Origin of the sequence: Mesorhizobium huakuii, assembly GCF_014189455.1 — a bacterium.
Taxonomy (GTDB): domain Bacteria; phylum Pseudomonadota; class Alphaproteobacteria; order Rhizobiales; family Rhizobiaceae; genus Mesorhizobium; species Mesorhizobium huakuii_A.
Window position 1 is genome coordinate 716,773 of the sequence record NZ_CP050296.1, and the last position, 22,822, is coordinate 739,594.

The following is a 22,822-nucleotide window of genomic DNA, read 5'->3' on the forward strand; positions in this document are numbered from 1 at the left end:
CCCGATAGCATCGGAGGTCACGTGACAGAGCGATCCGGAAGCACCATCGACATCCGGATCGCTCCGGTGACCCCGGCCAACAGCGCCTTGGTCACTGCACTGCAGCTGGCCCCGGAGCAGATGGATTTCGTCGCAAGCAACGCGGATTCGCTGCGCGAGGCCAAATCCGACAGGGACGCGCGGCCGCGCGCAATCATGGCCGGGGATCGTGTCGTCGGCTTCCTGATGTACGAGGCGCCACGGGATGACGACGAGGCGCGGATTTACCGCTTCATGATCGACCGCGCCTGGCAGGGCAGAGGCTACGGCAAGGCCGCGTTGCACGAGGCGCTGGCCGAAATCCAGGGACTTGGCCACATCAGGCACGTTTCGATTTGCTATGAACCGGAGAACGAAGCGGCACGCCAGCTCTATCGCAGTGCCGGTTTCGTCGAAGAAGGGCTCGACGAGGATGGCGAAATGATCGCCGACCTCGTCCTGCCGGCATCGATGGGCGATCGATGACACCTCCCGCAAATCCTTCCGGGGAAATCTCGCTCGCGCAGGCGCTGGCCACCATCGCCCCGAATGGGGTCCGCACCGGATGCCGGATAATCCGCGAAGGTGACGAGGCCCATCTGCTGCCCGAGGAAGCGCGTTCGATCCCCGCGCGCCAGCCGGCCATGCGGCGCGCCAGCGGTGCGGCCCGCTGGATCGCGCACCGGCTGCTGGCCGATATCGGCATCAGCAACGTCGCCATCCCGCGCGCGCCATCCGGTGCTCCGGTCTGGCCGGAGGGGATAATGGGTTCGCTCGCCCATGACGACAACATGGCCGTGGCGGCGGTCGCGCGCGTTGGCCACATCGTCTCCCTGGGTATTGATGTCGAGCCCGCTGAACCCTTGCCGGATGATATTTTCGCGATCGTTGCAACCGGCGCGGATCGGGCCGGCGCGGTGGACCGGCGGCTTGCCGGTCGCATCCTGTTTTGCGCCAAGGAAGCAGTCTACAAGGCGGCCTATCCGCTTGATCGCGAGGTGCTGGGCTACGAGGATATCGCCGTCGACCTGGACGCGGGCCGCGCGACGACGAAGACCGGCCGCAAGGTCAGCCTTGCCCACTGCGTCGCTCCGCGCGTGGTCGTGCTGGCCTTTGTCGGGCAATAGCGCGGACCTATTCGCCCACGATCTCCCGATAGTCCCTCACCGCGCCATCCAGCCCGCGTATCCGCCAGGTTGCCCCATCGCGGCCCTCGATAGGGGACGGCCCGAGCGGCACCTTGCCGCCGCCTTCCGGCAGGTCGAGCACATAGACCGGATTGCAGATGCCCGACAGCCGTGCCCTCAGCGCTTCCACCAGCGCCTGGCCCTGCGCGATCGTGGTGCGCCGGTGCGCCATGCCGCGCGCCAGATCGCCATGGTGCAGGTAGTAGGGTTTTACCCCCAGCCGGTACATCAGTTCGCGGCAGAGCTCTTCCAGCACCTCGACGCTGTCGTTGACGCCTTTCAGCAGAACGCTCTGGTTGAGCAGCACGAAGCCCGCCTGCCGCATCGTGCGGCATGCTGTCTCGGTGGCATCGGTGATCTCGCGCGCATGGTTGAAATGCGTGACGACGGTGACCATCAGCCGGCCCTGCAGCGCTTCGACCAGCCCGGATGTGATGCGTGACGGCAGCACGACGGGCACACGGGTGTGGATGCGTAAGAGCCGCACATGCGGGATCGCCTCGATGCGCGCGAAGATTTCGGCCAGTGCCTTGTCGGGCAGCGACAGCGGGTCGCCACCGGTCAGGATCACCTCGCGGATTTCGGGATGATCGGCGATATAGGCCAGCGCCGGCTCCAGCGCCTCGCGCGTATAGCCGCGCCGATCGAGGTCAGCGATTCCTTGCGGAAGCAGAACCGGCAATAGACCGCGCATTGATAGGTCGGGAACAGCAGCACCCGGTCGGCATGGCGATGCGTCAGCCTGGGCACCGGGCTGAAATCATGGTCGGCGATCGGATCGCCAAGCTCGCCCTCCGTCTCCACCAGTTCATCCGGTGACGGAATGACCTGCGCGCGGATCGGATCGGCCGGGTCGTTCCAGTCGATCAGGTCGAGATAGGCTTTCGGCGCGCGCACCTTGTGCAGCGCGGCGGCAGCTTGTGCGGCTGCGCGCTCGGCCGGCGACAGCGGCAGGGCGGCAAGGTCGCGCACATGGCGAACGCCTTGGCGGACATCGTCCTGCCAGTCGGGGGCGCGGGTTGCATCTTTGAGGTCGGTCATGACAGGTCTCGGAGTGGTCGCGCGGACCTATCGGCCGGATGGGCGGCGCGGTCAACCACTTGCGGCAGCGCCAATGTGCCCGTCGCGCAGTGTCGAATAGGCGGGCACGGCGTTGCCTTACCCTCCCCCTTGTGGGGAGGGTCGCTGCGAAGCAGCGGGGTGGGGTCCTCAGCCGTGACCTCTCTTCCCACCCACGAGCCCCAGCCGCAGTAGGCTCTCGGCCGTGGCGACGATCGCCTCTTCGGCCGGGCGCGGCGTCCAGCCGAGCAGGCGCGTCGCCTTTTCGCTGGTGGCGTCCATCATCACGCCGAGATGCCTGGCCAGCATCTTGGTCGTCGGATCGCCGCGCACCGCCAGCAGGCGGATCACCCAGTTGGGAATCTCCCTGGTCGGCACCTTGGCCGCGGCCGCGCCCATCCTGCGCCGCAGCACCTTCGCGACCTCCGCCATCCACAGGCTGTGGCCCGAAATGCCGATGAAGCGCTCGCCCTTGGCCGCAGGGCTGGTCATCGCCAGCAGGTGCAGATCGGCAAGGTCGCGCACATCGACATAGCCGGAATTGACCCGGGGACAGCCGGGCATGCCGTCCATCAGCCGCTTGATCAGCCCGATCGAATGCGAAAAGTCGGCGGCGAGCACAGGGCCGAGCACGGCGACCGGATTGACGACGGAGAGTTCGAGGCCGTGCCCTTCCCGGGCAATAAAGTCCCACGCGGCGCGTTCCGACAGCGTCTTCGATTTCTGGTAGGGCGCGACAGCGCCGCTAAGGTCAGTCCAGTCAGTCTCGTTGAATGGCCTGGTCTGCGGCGCATGACCCATGGCGACGGCACCAATGGCCGAGGTCAGCACCACGCGTTTCACGCCGGCATCGCGCCCGGCGCGCAGCACCCGCAGCACGCCGTCGACGGCGGGCCTCACCCAGTCTTCCTCGCGCGTCTGGCTGCCGGAGGGCGTCGGCGAGGCGCCATGCATGGCATAGGTGCAGCCGGCGGCCGCCTCCGCCCAACCGGCGCCCGCAGTCAGGTCGGCGGCGACGAAGGACAGCCGATCGCCGGGCTCGGCGCCGCCTTCCCTCAGCATCGCGCGCACCTCGGCTTCGCGTTTCAGCGAACGCACCGTCGTGCGCACCTGGTAGCCGGCGTCGAGCAGCTTCAGGATGCAGTGCGAAGCGATGAAACCGGAGCCGCCGGTCACCAGCACTAAATCGTCAGTCATGTCAGTCTCCTGATGTTCGTTGGCCATCAGCTATGCCCCGCTTCCCGGATTGTGAATGCTTGAAAATCCGCATAAATTGCGCGAGAGTACGAAATGACCGGCGATCCTTTCTCCGACATCCTCAAATTCACTAGCGCGCAAACCATGGTGACAGGCGGCTTCACCGCCGGCGGGCCTTGGGCGTTGCGCTTTCCCGCGCCCGAGAAGATAAAGTTCTTCGCCGTGGTGAAGGGCAGTTGCTGGATCCGCCTCGAAGGCGAGGACGAGCCGGTGCATGCGCAAACCGGAGACGTGCTGCTGCTCGCCTCAAGACGCTCCTTCATCCTCGCCAGCGACCTGTCGGTCCCACCGCTGGACGCGATGGCGGTGTTTTCCGGCTGCAAGATCGCGCAGCTCGGCGACGGCGGGGATTTCGCCCATATTGGCGGCCATGTGCTGCTCGACCAAGCGAGCGGGCGGCTGCTGGCCGACGTCTTGCCGCCATGGATCCACATCCAGGCCTCGTCGCCGCAAGCGACGATCCTGCGCTGGATCCTCGACCAGCTGGTGCGCGAGCAGGCGGATGGCCAGCCGGGCGCAAGCCTTGCCTCGGCACAGCTAGCGCAATTGCTGTTCATCCAGGTGCTGCGCGCGCATCTGCAGACGTCGAGCCTGATGCCCGCCGGCTGGCTGCGCGCGCTCGCCGATCCGCGACTGGCACCGGCGCTGCGGCTGATGCATGGCGACCCCGGCCGTGACTGGCATCTGGAGGAACTCGCCAGGGCTGCCGCCATGTCGCGCACCAGTTTTGCCTTCCATTTCAGGCAGACAGCCGGCGTCGCGCCACTGACCTACCTGACGCAATGGCGCATGCATCTGGCCGAGCGCGCTCTGCGCGAGGAAGATACGCCCGTGGCGGTGCTGGCCCGCTCGCTCGGCTACACCTCCGAAAGCGCCTTCAGCAACGCCTTCAAACGCGCCACCGGCACCGCGCCCAAGCGCTATCGGACCGCGGGGAGAGCCGAGCGGTCGGAGGATACGGAGGCTCAGTCGTTGAGCCTGGTGTCCTGAGATAGGGCCATTTTTCGAGCTCCCAGCACACCGGTCCAATAGGCAACCGGTTGCGCGAACGCCTCCTCTCCGTCTCGGCTTCGCCGAGCCATCTCTCCCCCTTTCGTCTACACTATGCACAGATCTTCTGTGACTGGCGTGAGCAATCGACCCGAGGCTCGATTGCCATGTGGTTCCCCCAAACCGTCGCTGCTTCGCAGCGCCACCTTCCCCCTCCGGAGGGAAAGGAAGGGAGCGTTGCTGGACGAGCGTTGACGGCAAAAAGCTTGGCGCCTTTCCTCTACCCCGTCGATCGGGGGTCCGAAGGACGGGCGAGACCCGTGGCTCGCCCCGGCAGGTGGCTCGGCGAAGCCGAGACGGAGTGGGGGTCGACCAGCGCGGCACAAGACAATGCATGCGCCAAGCTGCCATATGGCGCAAAAAATCTGGTTCCTCCCCTGCGGACCGGAAGCAAGCACAAGCAAGACAGGTGGACAGCTCGGGGCTGTCCACCTGGCCCCCGCCTGATGCATGTCGCCCCAAAGGGGGCATCGGTTTTCAGGGAACCGACATGCAGGCCCGCGGACAGAGTGAACGTTGGCGTCCGCTGCGGCCAGTCGTCATATGACGGGTATCAGCTCAGAGCGGTTACTCCTTGGCGCGATAGGCTTCCGGCACGACAAACACCTCGTCGGCCCGGCCATAGCCGCCGTCGGCGATCTCTTCCACCAGCACCATCGTGGTGGGGCGCGCGACCTCGCCGAAAAAGTCGACGAACATGGCGGTGGTCCGATGGATGAGGTCTTCCTTCTGCGCCTTGGAGAGTGCGGCCTGCGGTACTTTTATGTTGGCGAACGGCATAGTCGTATTCCTTCTGTTTGAGGTTGGGTTTCAGGCTTTGGGATGGAGCAGGTCGGCAAGGCCGATCCGTTCCAGGAGTTGCGCGCGCACGCGGTCGGCAACGCCGTTGACGATTGCTGCGCCGTCGTCGGAGGGATCGATGTGGACGCGCAGCGGACGCCGCCCGTGCGGCATGGCGACGAGGTCGACGATGGCCGCCGCGATCTCGGCCGGATCGGCATCCGCCGGCTCCAGCGCCGCCAGCCCCTTCAGCGCCTGCTGATCGGCACCGGCATAGGGGCCGGACCAATAGGCGTCGGCGCGCTCCGCATCGGCTGGTGCCGCCGCATGGTGGAAATGCTCCGTGCCCTTGGTGAAGGCGCCCGGCACGACGATCGTCGTCTCGATGCCGAAGCGGGCGAGCTCCAGCGCATAGCTCTGCGCCAGTGCGTCCATCCCGGCCTTGGCGGCGAAATACGGCGCCAGGAAGGGCGGCGTGCCGCCGCGCGTGCTGCTCGAACCGACCCAGATCATCTGGGCCCGGCCGAGAGACCGCATATGCGGCAGGGCCGCGCGGTTGACGCGCTGCGTGCCAACGACGTTGACATCATAGAGCTGCGCCAGCTGTTCGGGCGAAAAGGCTTCCGCCGGCCCGAACCCCATATGCCCGGCATTGTGGATCAGCACATCGAGCCGGCCGGCCTCAGTGACGATCTGCCGGATTGCCGCTTGCGCCGATGCATCCGAGGTGACGTCGAGCGCGATGGTCTTCAGCGCCACACCCTCGTCACGAGCGAACTTTTCCATCTCGGCTACAGCCGTGCCACGCGCCGAGGGGTCGGGCATCGAGGCATAGACCGTGTGGCCCGCCCTTGCGAGCGCCCGCGCCGTCATCGCGCCAAAGCCGCTGGAGGCGCCTGTGATCAAAATTGTCTGTTTCATCATTGCCTCCTTCAGATCACGCCGCCATTGGCGCGGATGATTTGTCCGTTGACCCAGCCGCTATCCGGCCCAGCCAGGAATGAGACCACGCCGGCAATGTCGTCGGGCTGGCCCAGCCGGCCGAGCGGGATCATCTTGGCCGTAGCCTCGATCTGCGCCTCGCTCTTGCCATCCGTGAACAGGGCGGTCTCGACCGGTCCGGGCGCAACCGCATTGACGGTGACGCGGCGCGCGCCAAGCTCCTTGGCGAGGATATGCGTCATCGCCTCGACAGCCGCCTTGGTGGCGGCATAGACGCCGTAACCCGGCTGGTAGAGGCCGACGACGCTGCTCGAAAAATTGACGATGCGGCCGCCATCGCGGAGGCGTTTCGCGCCTTCGCGCATGCCGCGGAACACACCGCCGAGATTGATCGCGATCTGGGTGTCGAAGGAAGCATCGTCGGTCGCTGCGATCGGCGACAGCTTCATGATGCCGGCATTGTTGACCAGGATATCGACGCCGCCGAAGGCCTTCTCGCCGGCGTCGAACAGGGTGACGATGCGCGTGGGATCGGCAATATCGGCCTGCACGGCGATCGCCTTGCCGCCTTCGGCTTCGATCGCGCCGACGACCGCGTCGGCCTCGGCACGGCCCCGCGCATAGTTGACGACGACGGCAACGCCGTCGCGGGCGAGCCGCTGTGCGATCGCCGCACCGATGCCCTTGGAGGCGCCGGTCACGATCGCGGTTCTGGTTTGATTTGTCATGGAAGTCTCTCCGTATTGTCAGTGACACGGATATAGACGTCGCCACCTTCCGGATAATCAGTCGATCCTTGACATCACTATTCGGAAACTGCGAACAAAGCCCATGGATCGCCTGGACACGATGCGGCTCTTCGTTCGCGTTCTCGAGCGGCGCAGTTTTACCGCTGCCGCCGCCGATCTCGGCCTGCCGCGCTCAACCGCGACGGAAGCCGTCCGCCGGCTCGAAGAACATCTCGGCGCGCGGCTGCTGGAGCGGACGACGCGGCAGGTGAATGCCACGCAGGACGGCGAGGCCTATTACCAGCGCTGCCTGTCGATCCTGGCCGAGATCGAGGATGCCGAGGCTGCCTTCCGCAAGGCCGAGCCCTTCGGCCTGCTGCGCATCGACGCCAGCACGCTGCTCACCCGCACCTTCCTGCTGCCGCGCCTGCCGGAGTTTCTTGGGCGCTACCCCCGGATCGACCTGCAGATCGGCCAGAGCGACCGGCTGGTCGATCTCGTGCGCGAGGGCGTCGATTGCGTCATCCGCGTCGGCGAGCCGCCCGACAGCGGCATGATCATGCGCCGGCTAGGGATGATCCGCGAGATGACCTGCGCCAGCCCCGCTTATCTCTCTCGCCACGGCATGCCCGCCTCCCCCGACGCGCTCGACGGCCATCAGGCGGTGGGCTTCGTCTCGTCGCGCAGCGGCGAGGTGCTGCCCTTCGAATTCACCGTCAACGGCAAGACACGCGAGGTCCGACTGCCCGGCCGCGTCGCCGCCAACAATTCCGACACCGCCGCCGACCTCGCACGGCTCGGTCTCGGCCTCATCCAGGCGCCACGCTATCGTTTCGAGAAGGATCTGGCCGACGGCACGCTGGTCGAGGTGCTCGCCGACTACCCGCCCTCGCCGACGCCGCTGTCGGCGCTCTACCCGCAGAACCGCCAGCTCTCGCCGCGCCTGCGCGTCTTCCTCGACTGGGCGGCGCGCATCTTTGCCGAGGCGAACCTGTAGGGGATAAAGCGGCTTGCCCCCAACGACCCCGGCTCCCCGGTGCCGCAAATGCAGCCGTCTTCATCACTATGAAGGGGGACGCAAGCCCACGGCCGTGAAATGGTGCCCGGCAAGGCAAACACGGAGATCGGAGGCTGCGATGAAGCGCCTCTACCTCATGCTAAGCTGTGTTCTGCTTGGTCTCTTGCCGGCCGGCAGCACTCGGGCCGCCGGCGCGATCTTCTTCGGCGACGATGAGTCCTACGGATGGTGCTCCGGCTACACAAGCAGGGAAGCCGCGCGCAAATGCGCGCTCACGCAGTGCAAGGACGCCGAAGGCGTCAATTGCCAGCTGGCCCTGGAATGCCAGGGCGGATGGGGGGCAGTCGCCATCGGCGACAATGGCGGCTATGGCATGGCCTGCGAGGCCTCCTCGGAGGTCAATGCGCGCATTCAGGCCCAGCTGGCGTGCATCTTCGCGGTGAAAGGCTTGTGCCACACGCAAACCACCTTCTCCGAGCGCAACCAGTCCATCAGCCAGGAGGACAACGCGCTGTTTGACCGCACGGTTTTCCCCCAGGTCATGCTGCTCAGGCTGGGTTACTACAAGGGCAGTATCGACGCCAACGCGGGATCGGACACACAGAACGCGCTGAAATCGTTTCAGAGCCAAGCGGGATTGCCGGCTACCGGCGAACCCGACGAGAAAACGCTCGACCGGCTGACGGCCAAGCTCGGCGGCGCCGGCGCGCTCGTGGCGGCCATCCTTGAGGGAAATCGCGATATCGATACCTCGGACTGGCACACGAAGACGGCAGCGCCCCGCGCCGAGGCCGTGCAGGCATCGACGTCGCAGAACATACCGGCCTCCCCGCTCGAGTCATTCGGCGTGAAGGAAGAGGCCCTGAACGCAGCCCTGTCGGAGGGTGTCGGTAACATCAATGGCCAGACGGGCAATAAGTTCAGTTTCCAAGGAACTTTCACCTGTGGCCGCCTGGCGGGCGACAACAAGATCAGGTGCACGGCGGCGGTGACCGATCCGGCCAGTCCGGAAGCGGATGTGGTCGATCTCTACCATGTCGATGGATCGGACGTATTCGCCCAGATGGAGGCAATGGCCGACAAGAGGGCGCGCGAGGAAGGCGGCGCCGACCACCTCGACAGGAGGTCGCAGGCGACGTTCAAGACCAAGGACGGAGAAAAACGGGTGGTCGATTTCGGTTGCGTGCAGCGCTTCGGAGACCGGGTCTCGCACGGGATCTGCTATATCGAAGTCACGAAAAGCATCGGCTTGATGACGACCGTGGCGCCGCCATCGCCAAATCGCGATCCGGGCGGCGTGAAGGCCACGGATGAAGGGACTGCCGAAATGAAAAGGGCGTTCGACCTGTTGGGAGGGATGTCGCTCGCCCTGCTCAACGTTCCGTTGAAAAAGTAGGGGACGAAAGGTTCTCCGCTACAGGCCGCACGAGCGACAGGCAGCCGCCCCTACCCCCCGACACTTCCTGTAGGCGGACCCGTCGCATTCCTTCGCGCGCCCTCTGTCCTGCCGCGAGCAGACAAGGGGAAAACGCCGCCATCGACCCCATCGCCGACGAAACCGTAGGTATTGAAGCAAAATGGCACTATTCTGCGCAGTCTGGGGTCTTGGGACAAGCGGATGGATTTCAGCACGGGCCATGGCTACCTCCTCATCGGCGGCCTTATCCTGGTCGGCGCCGGGCTGCTCATCCTGTCGCTGATCGTCAATCTTCGCGTCGCCCACAGCGTGCGCAACGACGTGCGCCATCGCGAAAAGCTGCTCGAATATTATCGCAACATCTTTTCACAGCTGGGCGTGATCCTGATCGGCATCGGCGTGTCGCTGTTCATCTTCTTCTTCCAGCAGAATTATCAGGACCAGCGCAGACGGGAGACGGAACTGCAGCAGGTTCTCGCCAAGCTGGCGGCGCGCATTGCCCGCGGCGCCCCCGTCGTCGGTTCGCTTGGCGAATTCGACACGCTGCTGGATGAAGGCGGACCCTATGTCGGTCCGGAGCTTGGAGGAACGAACGCCGCGGTCAGCGCGCAGGGAACCGGGCTCGGCAAACAGGTCGCCGAGATCCTGCTGGTCGAGCGCGACGTCGATATCAGGGACTTCGACATCTTGAACCTGTCGCGCGATTTCGAATCGTCGTTCGTCGTCAACGAGCTCGATCCGACACTGTGGTTCAACATCGTGCGCGACGAGAGCGAGATCAAATATGCCACAACCCAGATCGCCCTCGATTACAAGGACCTGCAGGACGCGATCGGCGGTGATCCGGTCGAGGTCGCGGTCGCCAATCCCGAAAAGCAGCGCAAGATCAAGCATGAGGTGCTCGACATCTTTTACGATGCCGACCTGCTGCGCCTGCGCAGCAGGCGATTTCTCGGCCGTGCGTGCTGGCTCTTCAGCAATGGGCGCGGCTTCGTCAGCCTTCGACCGATCGATGCGATCGAGGCCGATGCCAGGTCGCATCAGGAATGGATCGACAGATCGAAGCCGGTGCTGACGCAGGCGAAGTCGGGCAGCGGCGATTGCTTCAAACTGCTCCAATTCGGCCACGCGTCCTGAGCCGGAGCGAGAAAGCGGACGTTGAACTTCCAATGGCCGATGTCGTGAGTTGACCCATTCCGGCCGTCGCACCCCCCTCACCTCACGGAAAGAACCTCCTCGCTCCATCGAAGACATATGGCGGCTGAGCGCAGATTCCCCGCCCTTTCAAAACGGATGCACGACCCAACGCCCCAGGCTATGCTGCCCCCATCGGGCCGACGTCATCCAAGGGGAGGACATGACATGCAGGCAGTGCCGATAGCGCATCAAGCCGCGCAACCCGCGGTCGGCCCCGTATCTTCGGTGACCGGCGATCCGGCCGCCGTCCTGTGCTGGCTGCTTTCGGCTGGTGTCTATATCGCGGCCAAATGGGTGGCGCCTGAAATGCCGCCCTGGGGTCTCTGCTTTTGGCGGCTGACGCTTGCTTGCGCCATCCTGCTGCCGATTGTGCACCGTCATCACGACGCGATGATCGGGCTTTTGCGAACGCGCGCGGTGGAGGTCGTCGCCGTGGGCGCGATCGGCCTCACCCTCTGCCAGGGTATGATCTACCATGGCCTCAACGACACCGACGCCACCACGGCCGGCATCATCATGGCGCTGTCGCCTGTCATGACGATGGTGCTCGCCCGTTTGGTGCTTGGCGAACCGCTCGGACTGTGGAAGTCGCTTGGCGCGTTGGTTGCGCTCGCCGGGATGATTTTCATCGTCGCCCATGGGAACCTGACGGCGCTGCTGCAACTCAAGTTCAACGCCGGCGAGCTCTGGATCGTCGGCAGCGCGTTCTGCTGGGGCCTGTACACCGTGCTTTTGCGCCGTGCCAAATTCGGCATCGAACTCCTGCCGATGGTCGTGTTGCTGCTCGGCGCCGGTGCGCTGGTCGCCTTGCCTTTCCATTTGTGGGAATTGTTCAACGACGAACGCTCCGCCATGAACGTCCACAGCATTCTCGCGCTCGCCTATCTGGCAGGTCCGGGCGGCGCCTTGATGTACTATCTCTACAACAAAAGCGTGGAAACGCTCGGCGCGAGCCGGGCGAGCATGCTGCTCTACCTGCAGACGGTGTTCGTCGCCATGCTCGCCTATCTGCTGCTCGGCGAGGGCTTGCACGATTACGATCTGGTCGGTGCGGCCTTCATTGTCGTCGGCATCATACTCGCCACCGTGGTCAAACCCAGGCCAGCTTAACCACGCGTGGGGTAGAAATCTTGCGAGTGATGGCGGAGCCGTTGGCGATTGCGTGCCAACCTCGCCCTGTTGCCCCTGTCAGCCCTTAGTCACCCACGCGCCGCAGCGTGCCGAGATGATTGTCGTCGAGGAAGCCTATGGTCATCGCCGACGCCTTGCCGTCGGGGCCGACGACAAAGCTCACGCCGGTTGGCCTGTCCGGCGTCTCGGCATCGGGGAAGGTCAGGAAAAGATCGCCGTCGAAATGCGCCAGGGAATAGGACCGGGCGCCGGCCGGGCCGACCTTGAGCACGAGGCCGTCTCCCGCATTCGCTACGACCGCGTCGCCGAAGAAGTCGTTGGCGTAGCGGCCGGCATAGGCACTTGCCGGCCTGGCCGGCCTTGCCGGAGACGGCGGCTTGGCATAGGTGGCCTTGGCCGCCTCGACCACCGGGCCGAACATGCCGTTGTAGATGCCGTCCCACGCCTTGATCCAGTCCTTCTCAACTGACCCCTCGAAAACGAGATCGGCAAAACTGTCGGACAGCCCTTCCGGCACGCCTGTCGGAAAGGCGTTGGCGATGATGACGATGCCAAGCTTCTCCTGTGGGAAGATCGTCACCAGCGTGCGTGCGCCGACGCTGAAGGCACCCGCATGGCCCCAGCTCAGGCCATGGCGACCGAATTCGACATTCCAGCCGAGGCCGTAGAACGATGCGCCGCCCGACACAGGGTTCTTGTCCCGCGTCATCAGCGGCACATGCGTCTGATCCAGCGCATCGGCGGCAATCAGCGTCTTGCCGGCATAGACCCCGTCGCCGAGGATGAGGCGCACCCATTGCGAGAGATCGCGTGCGGTGGAACTGACGCCGCCAGCGGGCGCCTGCGCATCCGGATTGCGCTCTATCCTGGCGGCCCATGCGCCGTCGACCTTGATGTGGAGTGCTGCCCGATTGGCATGCTTGACGAAATCCGCATGACGGGAGCTGGTCAAGGCCATGCCAAGCGGACGGTAGAGCTTCTCCTCGGCGACGTCCTCCCAGGATTTGCCTGTCGGCATGGCTGCGGCGATGGCGCCCTCTGTCAGTCCGAAATTGCTGTAGGAGTAGCCGGCACGGAAGCTCGACGATGGCGGCACGAACCGCAAGCGATGCAGGATCTCGGCGCGGTCGTAGCCTATGTCCTCGAGGTCGTCTCCGGCGGTGCCGGGCAGTCCACTGCGGTGCGAAAACAGGTCGCGGACGGTGAGTTGGCTGGTCGGATAGGGATCGGCCAGCCGGAAGGCCGGATCGAGGTCGGCGATCTTCGAATCCCAGGACACGATCCCGTCGCTGACCAGCGCCGCCACGACGGTGGCGGAGACCGGCTTGGAGAGGGAGGCGATCTGGAACACTGTATCGGCGTCGACCGCCTCCGGCTTGCCGGCTTCGCGATGGCCGAACCCTTTCAGGAAGATCACCTCATCGTCGTGCACCACCGCGATAGCGAGACCGGGCACGGCACCGTCCTTGACCGCGGCTTCGGCGAGCGCTTCGAGCTTCGACAGCGCGGCAGCGATGCGCTCGGCCGTGATGGTGCCGGCAGGCGCCGCCTGCGGCCAAAACACCAGGACGGCGATAAAGGTCCAGAGTCGCCAATGGCAGAGGTTCCGATCCAGCCGCACGCTCGAGCCTCCTCTCCTGCATTCACCTGGTTATGATACAGGCCGGTGCGAACGAGGCCAATGCCTGCCGTCCGGCGGGCCACCTTCGTCGCAATCGACCATCACCACGATTTCAGGCAATCTGACAGATGATTGCGCGCCATGGGGAGATGGCGCGCCGCCAGGGAGGACTGACATGACCGGCTTGCCGCGCTATGAGGACGCCGTTGCGGCCTTTCGCATCGAGGATGAGGTCGCCAGGCTTTACGGCGACCCGGCGACCGGCATCAACGCCTACGTCGAATGCTGCGGCCGCCACACCGGCGAGGACCGGTTGGCGCTGCGCGCGATCTCGGCCGGCGGCGAACTCCGGCTGTTCAGCTTCGACGATCTCGCCGACATGTCGGGCCGTGTCGCCAACCTGCTCAAGGATTTGGGCGTCGGCCCCGGCGATGTCGTCGCCGGCATGCTGCCGCGCATTCCCGAACTCATAGCGCTCATCCTCGGCACCTGGCGCATCGGCGCCGTCTACCAGCCGCTGTTCACCGCTTTCGGCCCGAAGGCGATCGAACACCGCCTGGGCTACAGCGGCGCCAAGCTGGTGGTGACCAATCCGGCGAATCGCGGCAAGCTCGACGAGATCGAGAACTGCCCGCGCGTGGCGACCATTCTCGGCCCCGGCGATGCCTTGCCCCCGGGCGACATCGATTTCCGCGCCGCCCTCGCCGCCGCTTCCCCGATTGCGAACCCGTCATGCGCAGGGGCGACGACCTGTTCATGATGATGTCGACTTCGGGAACGACCGGCCTGCCCAAGGGCGTGCCGGCGCCGCTCAGCGCCCTGCTCGCTTTCGGCGCCTATATGCGCGACGCGATCGGGCTGCGCCCCGACGACGTCTTCTGGAACATAGCCGATCCCGGCTGGGCCTACGGCCTCTATTACGCGATCACGGGGCCCTTGATGCTCGGCATCGCCACCACCTTCAACGAAGGCGCCTTCACCGCCAAAAGCACCTACGAAATCATCGAACGGCTCGGTGTCACCAGCCTTGCCGGCTCACCCACCGCCTTCCGCCTGTTGCTCGCCGAGGGGCCCGAAGCCGCTGCCCGCATCAAGGGCCGTCTGCGCGTGGTGAGCAGCGCCGGCGAGCCGCTCAACCCGGAAGTGATCCGCTGGTTCGACGCCCATCTCGCCGCGCCCATCCACGACCACTATGGCCAGACCGAGAACGGCATGATGGTCAACAACCACCATGGGCTCGCGCATTCCGTGCGCGCGGGCTCCGCCGGCTTCGCCATGCCGGGCTATCGCATGGTGGTGCTCGACGAGGCGGGCAACGAACTCGGGCCAAACCAGCCCGGCATCCTCGCCGTCGACATCGCCAACTCGCCGCTGCGCTGGTTCGACGGCTATCACCAGGCCGAGACGCCGGCGATCGCAGGCGGCTATTACCGCACCGGCGACACGGTGGAGTACGAGCCGGACGGCTCGGTCTCCTTCATCGGCCGCGCCGACGATGTCATCACCTCGTCGGGCTACCGCATCGGCCCCTTCGACGTCGAAAGCGCGCTGATCGAACATCCCGCCGTCAACGAAGCGGCCGTGGTCGGCGTGCCCGACCCGCAGCGCACCGAGATCGTCAAGGCCTTCGTCATCCTGGCGCCCGCTTACCAGGGCAGTCCGGAGTTGGCCGAGGAACTGGCGCAACACGTCCGCAAGCGGCTTTCGGCCCACGCCTATCCGCGCGAGATCGATTTCGTGGCGGAGTTGCCGAAGACCCCGAGCGGCAAGATCCAGCGGTTCCTGCTGCGGAAGGCGGAGGTGGAGAAGCGGAAGGGGTGAGAGGGTCACGCGGGATTGGGAGATTCTCGACTAGCCGGGAGCAAGGTGCACGGCTACCCGTGCAATCATGAAGCCCCACACGGCAAGGGCGTGCCGTCGTGTCCTCAGCAAGCCCAAAATGCGCGCGATCGCTAAGCCCAATGCGCTGGCACGAACACAAGCCGATCAGTCAGGAGTTTACACCACGAAACACCCAGTATTTACCGTGGTCGGAATTCGCTTGGAAGAGACACTGACGTTTGGCTGGCGGTGTATCGATCTTGAGTAGAGATCCCATATCGTTTAGGACTGGTGCAGCATCAGCATAATAGCTGTGACCAAGAACCTCCAAGTTAACGTTAGTTGCTTCGATCGTGTCTATCCCGTCGACGATGGTTACCGGGGGGACAGTAGCCCGTCCGGATATTATCGTGTTCAATTCCTGAGGTCTCCAACGCTCGATCAGCCGCACAGACATAGAGTGTGGTACGAGCTGATAGTTGTGAATAGGCCGTCGCAGCCTTGCGAAAGGCGCGAGAATCAATGTCTGGAGCTGCGAGAAAAATTTGGCCGAACTTTGCGCCTGATAGCCCAGGGTATTGGTTTGCATTCTGCAGTACGTCCATTAGTGCGCGATTGCCCATACTGTGGGCCATGATGTTTATAGTGCGGTCAGGAAAATTGGCGTGCAGCAACGATAGAAAATCGGCGAGATGCTGTGCGCTCAATTTGATCGTGTCTTCATCGGCCGGGTAGGCCACAGCAGAGCCCTTCGACGCCCAGCAAAAGGCGGCCATGACACCCGGCACCTTAAGATCGAAACCGATCTGTGCAGCACGCAAAACAGCGCCGTCAAAGGACACGTTGAAGCCATGGATGTAAACGAGGATTTGGTCGCTGGTTTCTATGAGAAATTTCCGAACCGAATCCACAAATTTTGCCGGTCCCGCGCTTAGAGGCCAATTCTCCTGCTCAATGATCCGCAACGAATCGTCTGATCCCGTTCTGAGCTGCTGAACTACGCGCATATAGACCGGCGAGCCAAGCGATCCATATTTGTGGGATTCAGGAACAGAGATGCGGCAACACCCGAATCGTAGCGTCTCACTCAACTCGCACGTGAACGAGCCAGCGCTAATCTCTCGATTCGTGGCATACAAGATTTCATAGACATCGACGGGTTTCGTCTCGACTGCAGGCTTCAAAAAAGCTCCCTGCTTTATGCGCCGAACAGCTTGGACACAGCCAGCGGCTCCGGCCATGCCGCCCATCAAGAGCAGGCCGATCCCCCATTCGGCGGCTCGGTCAAATAGGCCCGCGTGCGCTTCCACAACAAACGCCACCCACCAGAGTCCAGTGCACAAGATAAGGACGCCGGCAGACCGCTTTATTTGAAACATATCGTTCTCCCCGCCATTAATCCTGCATCTTATGACTCCTCTTTACGCGTGACAATTGGATTGCAACAACGGCATTGCGTAAACTTGGATGACGCCGGCCGTTACGGTCGAGGCATGAACCGATAGTTGACCTCTCGGGCGTTCCTTTTTGATCAGCAAGTACTTGCTATTGTATAGGAATTTTAGCCCTGCGCATGGGCGCTTTGGATCAAAGAAGACGCCGTGCGGCAACATCCAGCGGTTCCTGATGAGGAAGGCGGAGGTGGAGAAGCGGAAGGGTAAACGGCCACAAACGACCGCAATGGGCCGGTAGCTGTCGGTCCGCTCTGAAACCATGCAAAGTCGAAAGCAGCCGGTCAATCGTCAACCCGTTGTGTAAGTGCAATCGTTAGAGACCAATTTTTTTGCTTTCCTCGCAATCAGGCCACACCCTCCATGGCCAGTCTAACCTTCAGCTGAGGCGCGCACGAAACAGCGTGCAGCCGTCCGTCAACCGGGACCTTGAGATATCCCGGAATCCAGCCTCGGTCATCCACGCGCGATACTGGCCTTCCGTGTAGGATTCGCCGTGGCGATAGAGGTTCAAGAAGGTGAGATTGAGAAAGACACCCTCGGGTGGACCGAGGCGGTCGTCATCGACGACACCCCACCCCGCGATTGCGATCTCGCCCCCTGGTGTGAGGCAACGCGCCGCGTTCAGGATCGACCTGCGTGCCTGGTCCGGCGGAAGGACCTGGACGACGGCCTTCAGGATCGCCAGATCGTGCCGGCCGATCGATGGCGCGACAGTGATGTCCCCCTCTTCGACAACCACGTCGTCGGCGCCGTATTCGGACAGGATAGAAGGCGCGACCGCTGCGACCGTTGGCAGTTCCATCAGCGTCGCCGCAATCTGTGGCCGTTGCTCGCGAAGTCCGACGAGAATGGTCCCCGCACCTCCGCCGATATCGATCACCGAACCGATCGCCGAGAGGTCGATCTCGCGGGCCAGATGCCGGCCGAAAATCACCCCCGCCCGGTGCGAGCATGCGGCTGAAGGCCGCCGCGGACTCAGGCCCTGCTTCGGAAAAGTCGTGCAACGCGGCCGGCCGGTTCTGCCGCAGCGACTCCGCGGTCAAGAGGTCGGCTCCCCATAGCTCGCGCAGCAGCGCATGGTCGCCGCCGCGATAGGCGGGCTTGGACGCGTCGAGGAAGGCCGACGCTTCGGCTCCATTGCGAAATTGATCATCCTCGACGTCGAGGAGACCGATGCTGGCGAGCGCGTAGAGGAGCCGCGACAGACGATCGGGATCGACGTTGAGCGCGGCCCCAAGGCTGTCGGCAGTCGCGGCATCGCCACCGAGCCGGGTGAAGACGCCAAGGTCCAGCCCGGCTCGAAGCGCCAAGGCGGAGGGCACCGCTGCGATCAGTCTGTCGATGCGATCAGAATCCACCATGTCAGGTCCCCTTGCGCATCCAGGACCGACTTCGCGGCTCCCATAAGATTAGAACCTGCGTTCTCCGGAAAGTGAAGACAAAATCATTGTGTCGAGCGACCGATACGGTGGCATAACGGATACTGCTGGCAAAGCTGAATGAACGTCGGCTTCTGAGAATGTCTGTCGCCGCCTCGACCAACTCGAGCGACGTCGGCGGAGCGCCGCCTGTCCTCTTGCAGGTTGGTTCTAGATTACCGCGATGACCCTGCCTGCCTTATTGAGGCGACAACCGACTTGCGCTTGCCGGACTTCGATGCCGCCTCCTCTCGCATAGTCTATTCGCACCTTGATCGGCGCCGTTAGTGCACCTCCACGTCGATGCAGGACACCTGCGCTGACCGCGCGGACACGGACGGCGCCGAGCGGCTTGGCGGCGGACGTGATCGCCGCGCGGCAGGCTTGTACGACCGCGGCCGGCGTGCCGGGTTTCGCTGTCAGCCCTTCCAGGGGTGCAAAGGGGTATCCCCTGGTGAGGTCGCCCTGGCCGTCTTTGGAAGGCCTGAGGACGGGTGGCAGGACGATCGATTGCCTGGTGGTCTTGGTAGAGGCTGTGGCTGTCGTGGCAGAGGTGGTGGCTGTGGTGGCAGAGGCAGTGCCTGTCGCGGCAGCGGCCTGACCACCGGGAGCGGTTGCCGATCCGTTTTCGGCGGACGAAGCGGCGCCCAGGCCGACACCGGTCGAAAGGCCTCCGCCTGAGGTGCCAACGTTGCCGCTGGCACTGACGCCTGCGTTGCCAACGTTGCCGCCGGCGCTGACGCCTGCGTTGACCGACCCGTTGCCTGCGCCGACCGAAGCTCCGACGTTTGCTCCACCAACGCCGCCGGCGCTTGCGCCGACCCCTACGGATGCGCCTTGCGAACCGGCGCTCACGCCAGCACTGACCCCGAGACCGCCAACCTTGCCGCCCAAACCTGCATCGAGCGCCGAGGCAGGCCCGGTTGCGATACCGATGGTCAGCGCGGCTGCGAAGTATTTTTTCACCGTCATCCTCCCTGCGCCATACATTTCGCTCACCTGTCTTTCACGGCGAAAGTGGTCGGATTGGCAGCAATGCGGGGGGCAGAGCAATGGTTGCCAGCTGAACAGGCTGTGGTGACTTTGGGCCCTTCACCCTACGTTTTTTCGGCAGGCCGGGTTTACGGGCGGCGACCGAACGCGATGGTGAACTTGCGAGCGCACTCTTGGAGGTCCCTGCCTTAGGCGCGCGCACCACGGCCGCCGTCCGACGTTTTTCCTTGATGGCGTCGATTTCCTCGCGCGCGGCACTGAGGCTGCGGGCCAAGCCGTTGGCCCTCTCACGCTCCTGGTCCAGCGCCGCACTCAAGTCTATCGAGCTCTGCTTCAAGGCATCGCGTTCCTTGCGGGCACTGTCGAGGTCACGCGTGGCTGAATCTGCTCGTTGACGTTCCAGCTCGAGTGCATCTCTGGCCTGGTTTGAAGCGGCGTCGGCCACTTGTCGGTCCTTCACGCCCTTGGCCTGCTCCATAGCGGCCAGATTTGCGTCTGTCTTGAGGGCATCAATCGTTTGACGAGCCGTGGCGAGTTCTTGTTCCAGGAGCTCAACCTTATGGCGCTCCTCATCAAGCGCCTGCGTCGCGGCGGCGTCGGCCACTTGTCGGTCCTTCACGCCCTTGGCCTGCTCCATAGCGGCCAGATTTGCGTCTGTCTTGAGGGCATCGATCGTTTGACGAGCCGTGGCGAGTTCTTGTTCCAGGAGCTCAACCTTATGGCGCTCCTCATCAAGCGCCTGCGTCGCGGCGGCGTCGGCCACTTGCCGGTCCTTCACGCCCTTGGCCTGTTCCTCTACGGCCAGATTTGCGCTTGTCTTGAGAGCATCGATGGTCTGACGCGCCGTGGCGAGTTCCTGTTCCAGGAGCTCAACCTTATGGCGCTCCTCATCAGGCGCCGGCGTCGCAGCAGCCTGGGAGGCATCCGTGGAGGGCTGCGCTTCAGGCATCGCGCCTTTCTTGCTGTCCCAGAGACCGGCCTCCGCCCTGAAATTTTCGATGGCACGCTGTGCTGTCTCCAGATTGAGCGTGAGAGCTTCGTCCGTTTGCTGCTGCTCTTTCAGGGCCTGCGCTTGCCTGGCCAGTTCAGCCCGTGCCGCGCCAATTCGCGGCGTAGGGCCTCCTCATCCTCGCCGGGCAGCGTTTGCGCGCCCTTGAGGGCCTGTGTTTCGCTGAGCGTCAGATTGAATATATCGGTTCCGACCACGCCGGGCTGCACCTTTTCAGGTTCTTTCGCGATATCAGTGCTGTCCGAAACGGCGGCCGACGAACGGCCGTAGACCGCGGCAGTCGCGGACGCATCGGGCGTCTGCTGGCTATTTGCCGGAGACGCCAACAGCAGAATGAGGATTGACGAAACGAGGGACAGCATGGCGTTGCACCCCATGCGCATCCCGTGAAGGGAAATCAAAGGCCGTCGTTTAAAGGTGAGATCACAGCGTAGACATTTTGACGTAGTACCCTGCAAATGATCCATCACTTGACCTCACCTGGCGCGACCCTCACCCGCGATTGTATTCTCCACTTAGTTCGAGCCACGGCGCTGGATGCCGCGTCACCTGGACGCTATCTTCTATTTCCTCGGCTGTTGTCATTCGAACGAACGAAACGTTTCCCCTGCTCAATGCCGGGAGACAGCTCTGTCCGAAATCAGCGGCGCTTAAGCATGCCCCGGCGGGCGGGCGACCAGATTTACGCAGGCAAGGCTGCGGCCCGGATCGGTCGAGCGCCAAAACCTTGACGGCGCCGTTGCTGTGGCCTCTTGTCCACGTGAGTGAGGCCGACAAGGGAGGTGCCCACCATGGAAAAGATCATCCTGGACTGCGACCCCGGGCATGACGACGCGATCGCTATTCTGCTCGCGGCCGGAAACCCGAAGATCGATCTCCTCGGCATCACCACGGTTTCGGGCAACCACAATGTCGAGAACCGCCCGGTGGACCAAGGGCATGACGGTCTGCAATTCCGAGAGGATGGGCGGCATGCGCCATTTCGGCGACACGGCGAGCGAGCAGAGCGACTTCCGCCACACCGTGGCGATGAAGCTCGACCATGCAAAATTTTGCGATCTGATCGTGGATACGCTGGAGCGCTTGACCAGGCAGAAGGCGTGACAATCAAATGGTGATAGCAACGTTCAAGAAGGGCTAAGGCGGCTGAGCCCGTAAGCAATGGCATCTTCGATTTGGTGTTCAAACACCTCGGCGTCTCCCTCTTCGACGATGCCCATGATCGCGCGCTGATAGGCATCCCCTAGTGCCAGCGCCACGATCCCGCCAGCGATTGTCAGTGACCCGCTGGAAGGGACCGCGCCAGGCTCGAGCAACCCCGCTATGCGTTGCCGAATAACGCGCATGCCGGACAGGTCAAACACCGTGGACAGGGCGGGAAAGCGCCATCCGTCAGCGACGATCAAGCGATAGAGCGCCAGCGCGTCCGGCTCAAGAAGGGCCGTAATGAAGGCGTGCAGCTCTTCAGCAAGCCGGTCCGCCCTGGGCTTGTTGATGTCGGGGGGCGCGGCGTTCTCGATCTCCTCGCGCATGTACTCGCACATCGCGGTGACCAATCCCTCAAACAGCGCCTCCTTGCTTGGGAAGTGACGATAGAGGGTCATTTTCGCGATCCCCCTTCCGCCGCGACCCGGTCCAGCGTCGTGCCGCCGAGGCCATCCCTCAGCAGAATGGGACGCGCCGCGCGCAGGATCGAAGCCCTCGTCTCGGCCATCCGCAGCCTGCGCGGATCGTCGTCTCGCCACTTTCTAGAGCTTCCTTCTTGCATACGATACGATTCCGTCTTATATGATTTTATACGATACGATTGTGTATCGCCTTATAGCCCACAGAGGTCAACATGCGCAACCCCGCCGATCTGGCCCACCTGTTCGCCGACATCATGAACAGCCACAACGCTGAACGCTTCGCCGAACTGGTTTCTGAAGACTACGTCAACCACAACCCCGGCGTCCGGCCCGGCCTGGCCGGTGTCGTTGAGTTCATGGGACATTGGTTCGAAACCCTTTCCGACACCCACGTCGTCGTCGAGGACGCCTTTGCCGTCGGCGACCGCGTCGTCGGCCGCTACACCTACACGGCCCGCCACACCGGACCGTTCATTGGTGTTCCGGCATCGGGCGCCGAAATTACCATGCGCTCGATCGATATCTGGCGCATCGAAGGCGATCGGTTCGTCGAGCACTGGGACGAGCTCAATCTGCAGGAGGTTCTACACCAGATGGGTGCCTACCCCACGGGTGCCTACCCCACGGGTGCCAACCCCACGGGTGCCAACCCGACGCAAGGAGCTCCGCGATGAGCATCGCCCTGGTTTTGAACGGGATCATTGCGCTGGCGTTCGCCGGCGCCGGCCTGGCCAACCTCATCAATGCCGGCAACGCCGAAGCGGATTTCCAACGCTGGGGCTATCCCAAAGGGTGGCGTTTGTTGACGGCGGGTCTGGAGGTCGCAGGGGCAGCGGCCTTGCTGTTTCCATCGACGCGCGTCATCGCGCTGGTCGGCCTCACGCTTTTGATCCTCGCCGCGCTGGGCACGCTGATCAAGGCACGCGAGGGCTTCAAGCACCTCGCCCCGGCGATCGGCTTTACTGTCATGATCCTGGCGGACGCAGCCGTGCTGCAGGTCTGGGCCTAAGGATGCAATCCTGAATGTCGCGGCCATTGAGCTCATGAAACGGTGGCAGCGAGAACTGCCGCTGTTTCAGCGCGTCTGCTCCAGT

General features: G+C 63.9%; 21 protein-coding genes and 4 pseudogenes. 12 read left to right on the plus strand and 13 right to left on the minus strand.

The window, feature by feature from the left end:
- Positions 1-21: 21 nt before the first annotated feature.
- Both HB778_RS03480 and HB778_RS03485 read left to right on the plus strand, forming a co-directional pair.
- On the plus strand, positions 22-504 hold the full coding sequence (locus HB778_RS03480; RefSeq protein WP_244661793.1) for a GNAT family N-acetyltransferase: 483 nt from the start codon (positions 22-24) through the stop codon (positions 502-504).
- The gene (locus HB778_RS03485; protein ID WP_183461502.1) at positions 501-1,145 is read left to right on the plus strand and encodes a 4'-phosphopantetheinyl transferase family protein; all 645 of its coding nucleotides are present in this window, start codon (positions 501-503) and stop codon (positions 1,143-1,145) included. The genes HB778_RS03480 and HB778_RS03485 overlap by 4 nt, the downstream gene beginning before the upstream one ends.
- A 7-nt stretch (positions 1,146-1,152) precedes the next feature.
- Here HB778_RS03485 and HB778_RS03490 read toward each other — a convergent pair.
- Positions 1,153-2,246, minus strand: a pseudogene (locus tag HB778_RS03490) (KamA family radical SAM protein).
- Positions 2,247-2,414: 168 nt separating this feature from the next.
- Positions 2,415-3,461, minus strand: a complete 1,047-nt coding sequence (locus HB778_RS03495; protein WP_244661794.1) for an SDR family oxidoreductase — start codon at positions 3,459-3,461, stop codon at positions 2,415-2,417.
- 93 nt (positions 3,462-3,554) lie between these two features.
- Between HB778_RS03495 and HB778_RS03500 the strand changes: the two genes are divergently transcribed.
- Entirely contained in the window at positions 3,555-4,511 is a 957-nt protein-coding gene (locus HB778_RS03500; protein WP_183461506.1) for an AraC family transcriptional regulator, read from the plus strand.
- A gap of 627 nt (positions 4,512-5,138) precedes the next feature.
- Here the strand turns inward: HB778_RS03500 and HB778_RS03505 are convergent.
- From HB778_RS03505 to HB778_RS03515, 3 genes are read right to left on the minus strand one after another with little or no spacing between them, the layout of a single operon-like run.
- Positions 5,139-5,351 carry a tautomerase family protein gene (locus HB778_RS03505; protein ID WP_183461508.1) on the minus strand — a complete coding sequence of 71 codons (213 nt, stop codon included), beginning with the start codon at positions 5,349-5,351 and terminating at the stop codon, positions 5,139-5,141.
- Positions 5,352-5,381: 30 nt separating this feature from the next.
- On the minus strand, positions 5,382-6,275 hold the full coding sequence (locus tag HB778_RS03510) for an SDR family oxidoreductase (protein ID WP_183461510.1): 894 nt from the start codon (positions 6,273-6,275) through the stop codon (positions 5,382-5,384).
- A gap of 8 nt (positions 6,276-6,283) precedes the next feature.
- Positions 6,284-7,021 (minus strand): SDR family oxidoreductase, encoded by a 738-nt coding sequence (locus tag HB778_RS03515; protein ID WP_183461512.1) that lies wholly within the window; start codon positions 7,019-7,021, stop codon positions 6,284-6,286.
- Between the two features lie 103 nt (positions 7,022-7,124).
- On the opposite strand from HB778_RS03515, the gene HB778_RS03520 reads away from it, so the two are divergent.
- The 4 genes from HB778_RS03520 to HB778_RS03535 all read left to right on the plus strand — a co-directional run bounded on the left by HB778_RS03520 (position 7,125) and on the right by HB778_RS03535 (position 11,763).
- Positions 7,125-8,018 carry a LysR family transcriptional regulator gene (locus tag HB778_RS03520; protein WP_183461513.1) on the plus strand — a complete coding sequence of 298 codons (894 nt, stop codon included), beginning with the start codon at positions 7,125-7,127 and terminating at the stop codon, positions 8,016-8,018.
- Positions 8,019-8,157: 139 nt separating this feature from the next.
- Positions 8,158-9,435, plus strand: a complete 1,278-nt coding sequence (locus HB778_RS03525) for a peptidoglycan-binding protein (RefSeq protein WP_183461515.1) — start codon at positions 8,158-8,160, stop codon at positions 9,433-9,435.
- A gap of 222 nt (positions 9,436-9,657) precedes the next feature.
- Positions 9,658-10,593 carry a hypothetical protein gene (locus tag HB778_RS03530; protein WP_183461517.1) on the plus strand — a complete coding sequence of 312 codons (936 nt, stop codon included), beginning with the start codon at positions 9,658-9,660 and terminating at the stop codon, positions 10,591-10,593.
- A 225-nt stretch (positions 10,594-10,818) separates the two neighbouring features.
- Entirely contained in the window at positions 10,819-11,763 is a 945-nt protein-coding gene (locus HB778_RS03535; RefSeq protein ID WP_183461518.1) for a DMT family transporter, read from the plus strand.
- 85 nt (positions 11,764-11,848) lie between these two features.
- On the opposite strand, the gene HB778_RS03540 is transcribed toward HB778_RS03535, so the two are convergent.
- Positions 11,849-13,405 carry a serine hydrolase gene (locus HB778_RS03540; RefSeq protein ID WP_183461520.1) on the minus strand — a complete coding sequence of 519 codons (1,557 nt, stop codon included), beginning with the start codon at positions 13,403-13,405 and terminating at the stop codon, positions 11,849-11,851.
- Between the two features lie 175 nt (positions 13,406-13,580).
- Between HB778_RS03540 and HB778_RS03545 the strand changes: the two are divergent.
- A pseudogene (locus tag HB778_RS03545) lies at positions 13,581-15,226 on the plus strand (acyl-CoA synthetase).
- A gap of 338 nt (positions 15,227-15,564) precedes the next feature.
- Here HB778_RS03545 and HB778_RS03550 read toward each other — a convergent pair.
- The 6 genes and pseudogenes from HB778_RS03550 to HB778_RS03570 all read right to left on the minus strand — a co-directional run bounded on the left by HB778_RS03550 (position 15,565) and on the right by HB778_RS03570 (position 20,567).
- Positions 15,565-16,605, minus strand: a complete 1,041-nt coding sequence (locus HB778_RS03550; protein WP_183461522.1) for an alpha/beta hydrolase — start codon at positions 16,603-16,605, stop codon at positions 15,565-15,567.
- A gap of 451 nt (positions 16,606-17,056) precedes the next feature.
- Positions 17,057-17,614 carry a methyltransferase gene (locus HB778_RS41220; protein WP_244661795.1) on the minus strand — a complete coding sequence of 186 codons (558 nt, stop codon included), beginning with the start codon at positions 17,612-17,614 and terminating at the stop codon, positions 17,057-17,059.
- A 238-nt stretch (positions 17,615-17,852) separates the two neighbouring features.
- Positions 17,853-18,041: pseudogene (locus tag HB778_RS41225) on the minus strand (methyltransferase); the annotation flags it as partial.
- A gap of 228 nt (positions 18,042-18,269) precedes the next feature.
- Positions 18,270-19,064, minus strand: a complete 795-nt coding sequence (locus HB778_RS03560; protein WP_183461524.1) for a hypothetical protein — start codon at positions 19,062-19,064, stop codon at positions 18,270-18,272.
- A 40-nt stretch (positions 19,065-19,104) separates the two neighbouring features.
- Positions 19,105-20,040: a hypothetical protein gene (locus tag HB778_RS03565; protein ID WP_183461526.1), complete on the minus strand. Its 936-nt coding sequence runs from the start codon at positions 20,038-20,040 to the stop codon at positions 19,105-19,107.
- Between the two features lie 110 nt (positions 20,041-20,150).
- Entirely contained in the window at positions 20,151-20,567 is a 417-nt protein-coding gene (locus HB778_RS03570) for a hypothetical protein (RefSeq protein ID WP_183461528.1), read from the minus strand.
- Between the two features lie 324 nt (positions 20,568-20,891).
- On the opposite strand from HB778_RS03570, the pseudogene HB778_RS43050 reads away from it, so the two are divergent.
- Together HB778_RS43050 and HB778_RS41235 are read left to right on the plus strand one after the other, a co-directional pair.
- Positions 20,892-21,005 (plus strand): annotated as a pseudogene (locus HB778_RS43050) (nucleoside hydrolase); the annotation flags it as partial.
- Between the two features lie 4 nt (positions 21,006-21,009).
- Entirely contained in the window at positions 21,010-21,204 is a 195-nt protein-coding gene (locus tag HB778_RS41235; RefSeq protein WP_244662033.1) for a hypothetical protein, read from the plus strand.
- Between the two features lie 23 nt (positions 21,205-21,227).
- Here HB778_RS41235 and HB778_RS03580 read toward each other — a convergent pair whose 3' ends face one another.
- Positions 21,228-21,704 (minus strand): TetR/AcrR family transcriptional regulator, encoded by a 477-nt coding sequence (locus tag HB778_RS03580; protein WP_183464983.1) that lies wholly within the window; start codon positions 21,702-21,704, stop codon positions 21,228-21,230.
- Between the two features lie 236 nt (positions 21,705-21,940).
- Between HB778_RS03580 and HB778_RS03585 the strand changes: the two genes are divergently transcribed.
- Entirely contained in the window at positions 21,941-22,402 is a 462-nt protein-coding gene (locus tag HB778_RS03585) for an ester cyclase (RefSeq protein WP_183461529.1), read from the plus strand.
- Positions 22,399-22,737 carry a DoxX family protein gene (locus tag HB778_RS03590; RefSeq protein ID WP_183461531.1) on the plus strand — a complete coding sequence of 113 codons (339 nt, stop codon included), beginning with the start codon at positions 22,399-22,401 and terminating at the stop codon, positions 22,735-22,737. The genes HB778_RS03585 and HB778_RS03590 overlap by 4 nt, the downstream gene beginning before the upstream one ends.
- The last annotated feature ends 85 nt before the right edge of the window (positions 22,738-22,822 follow it).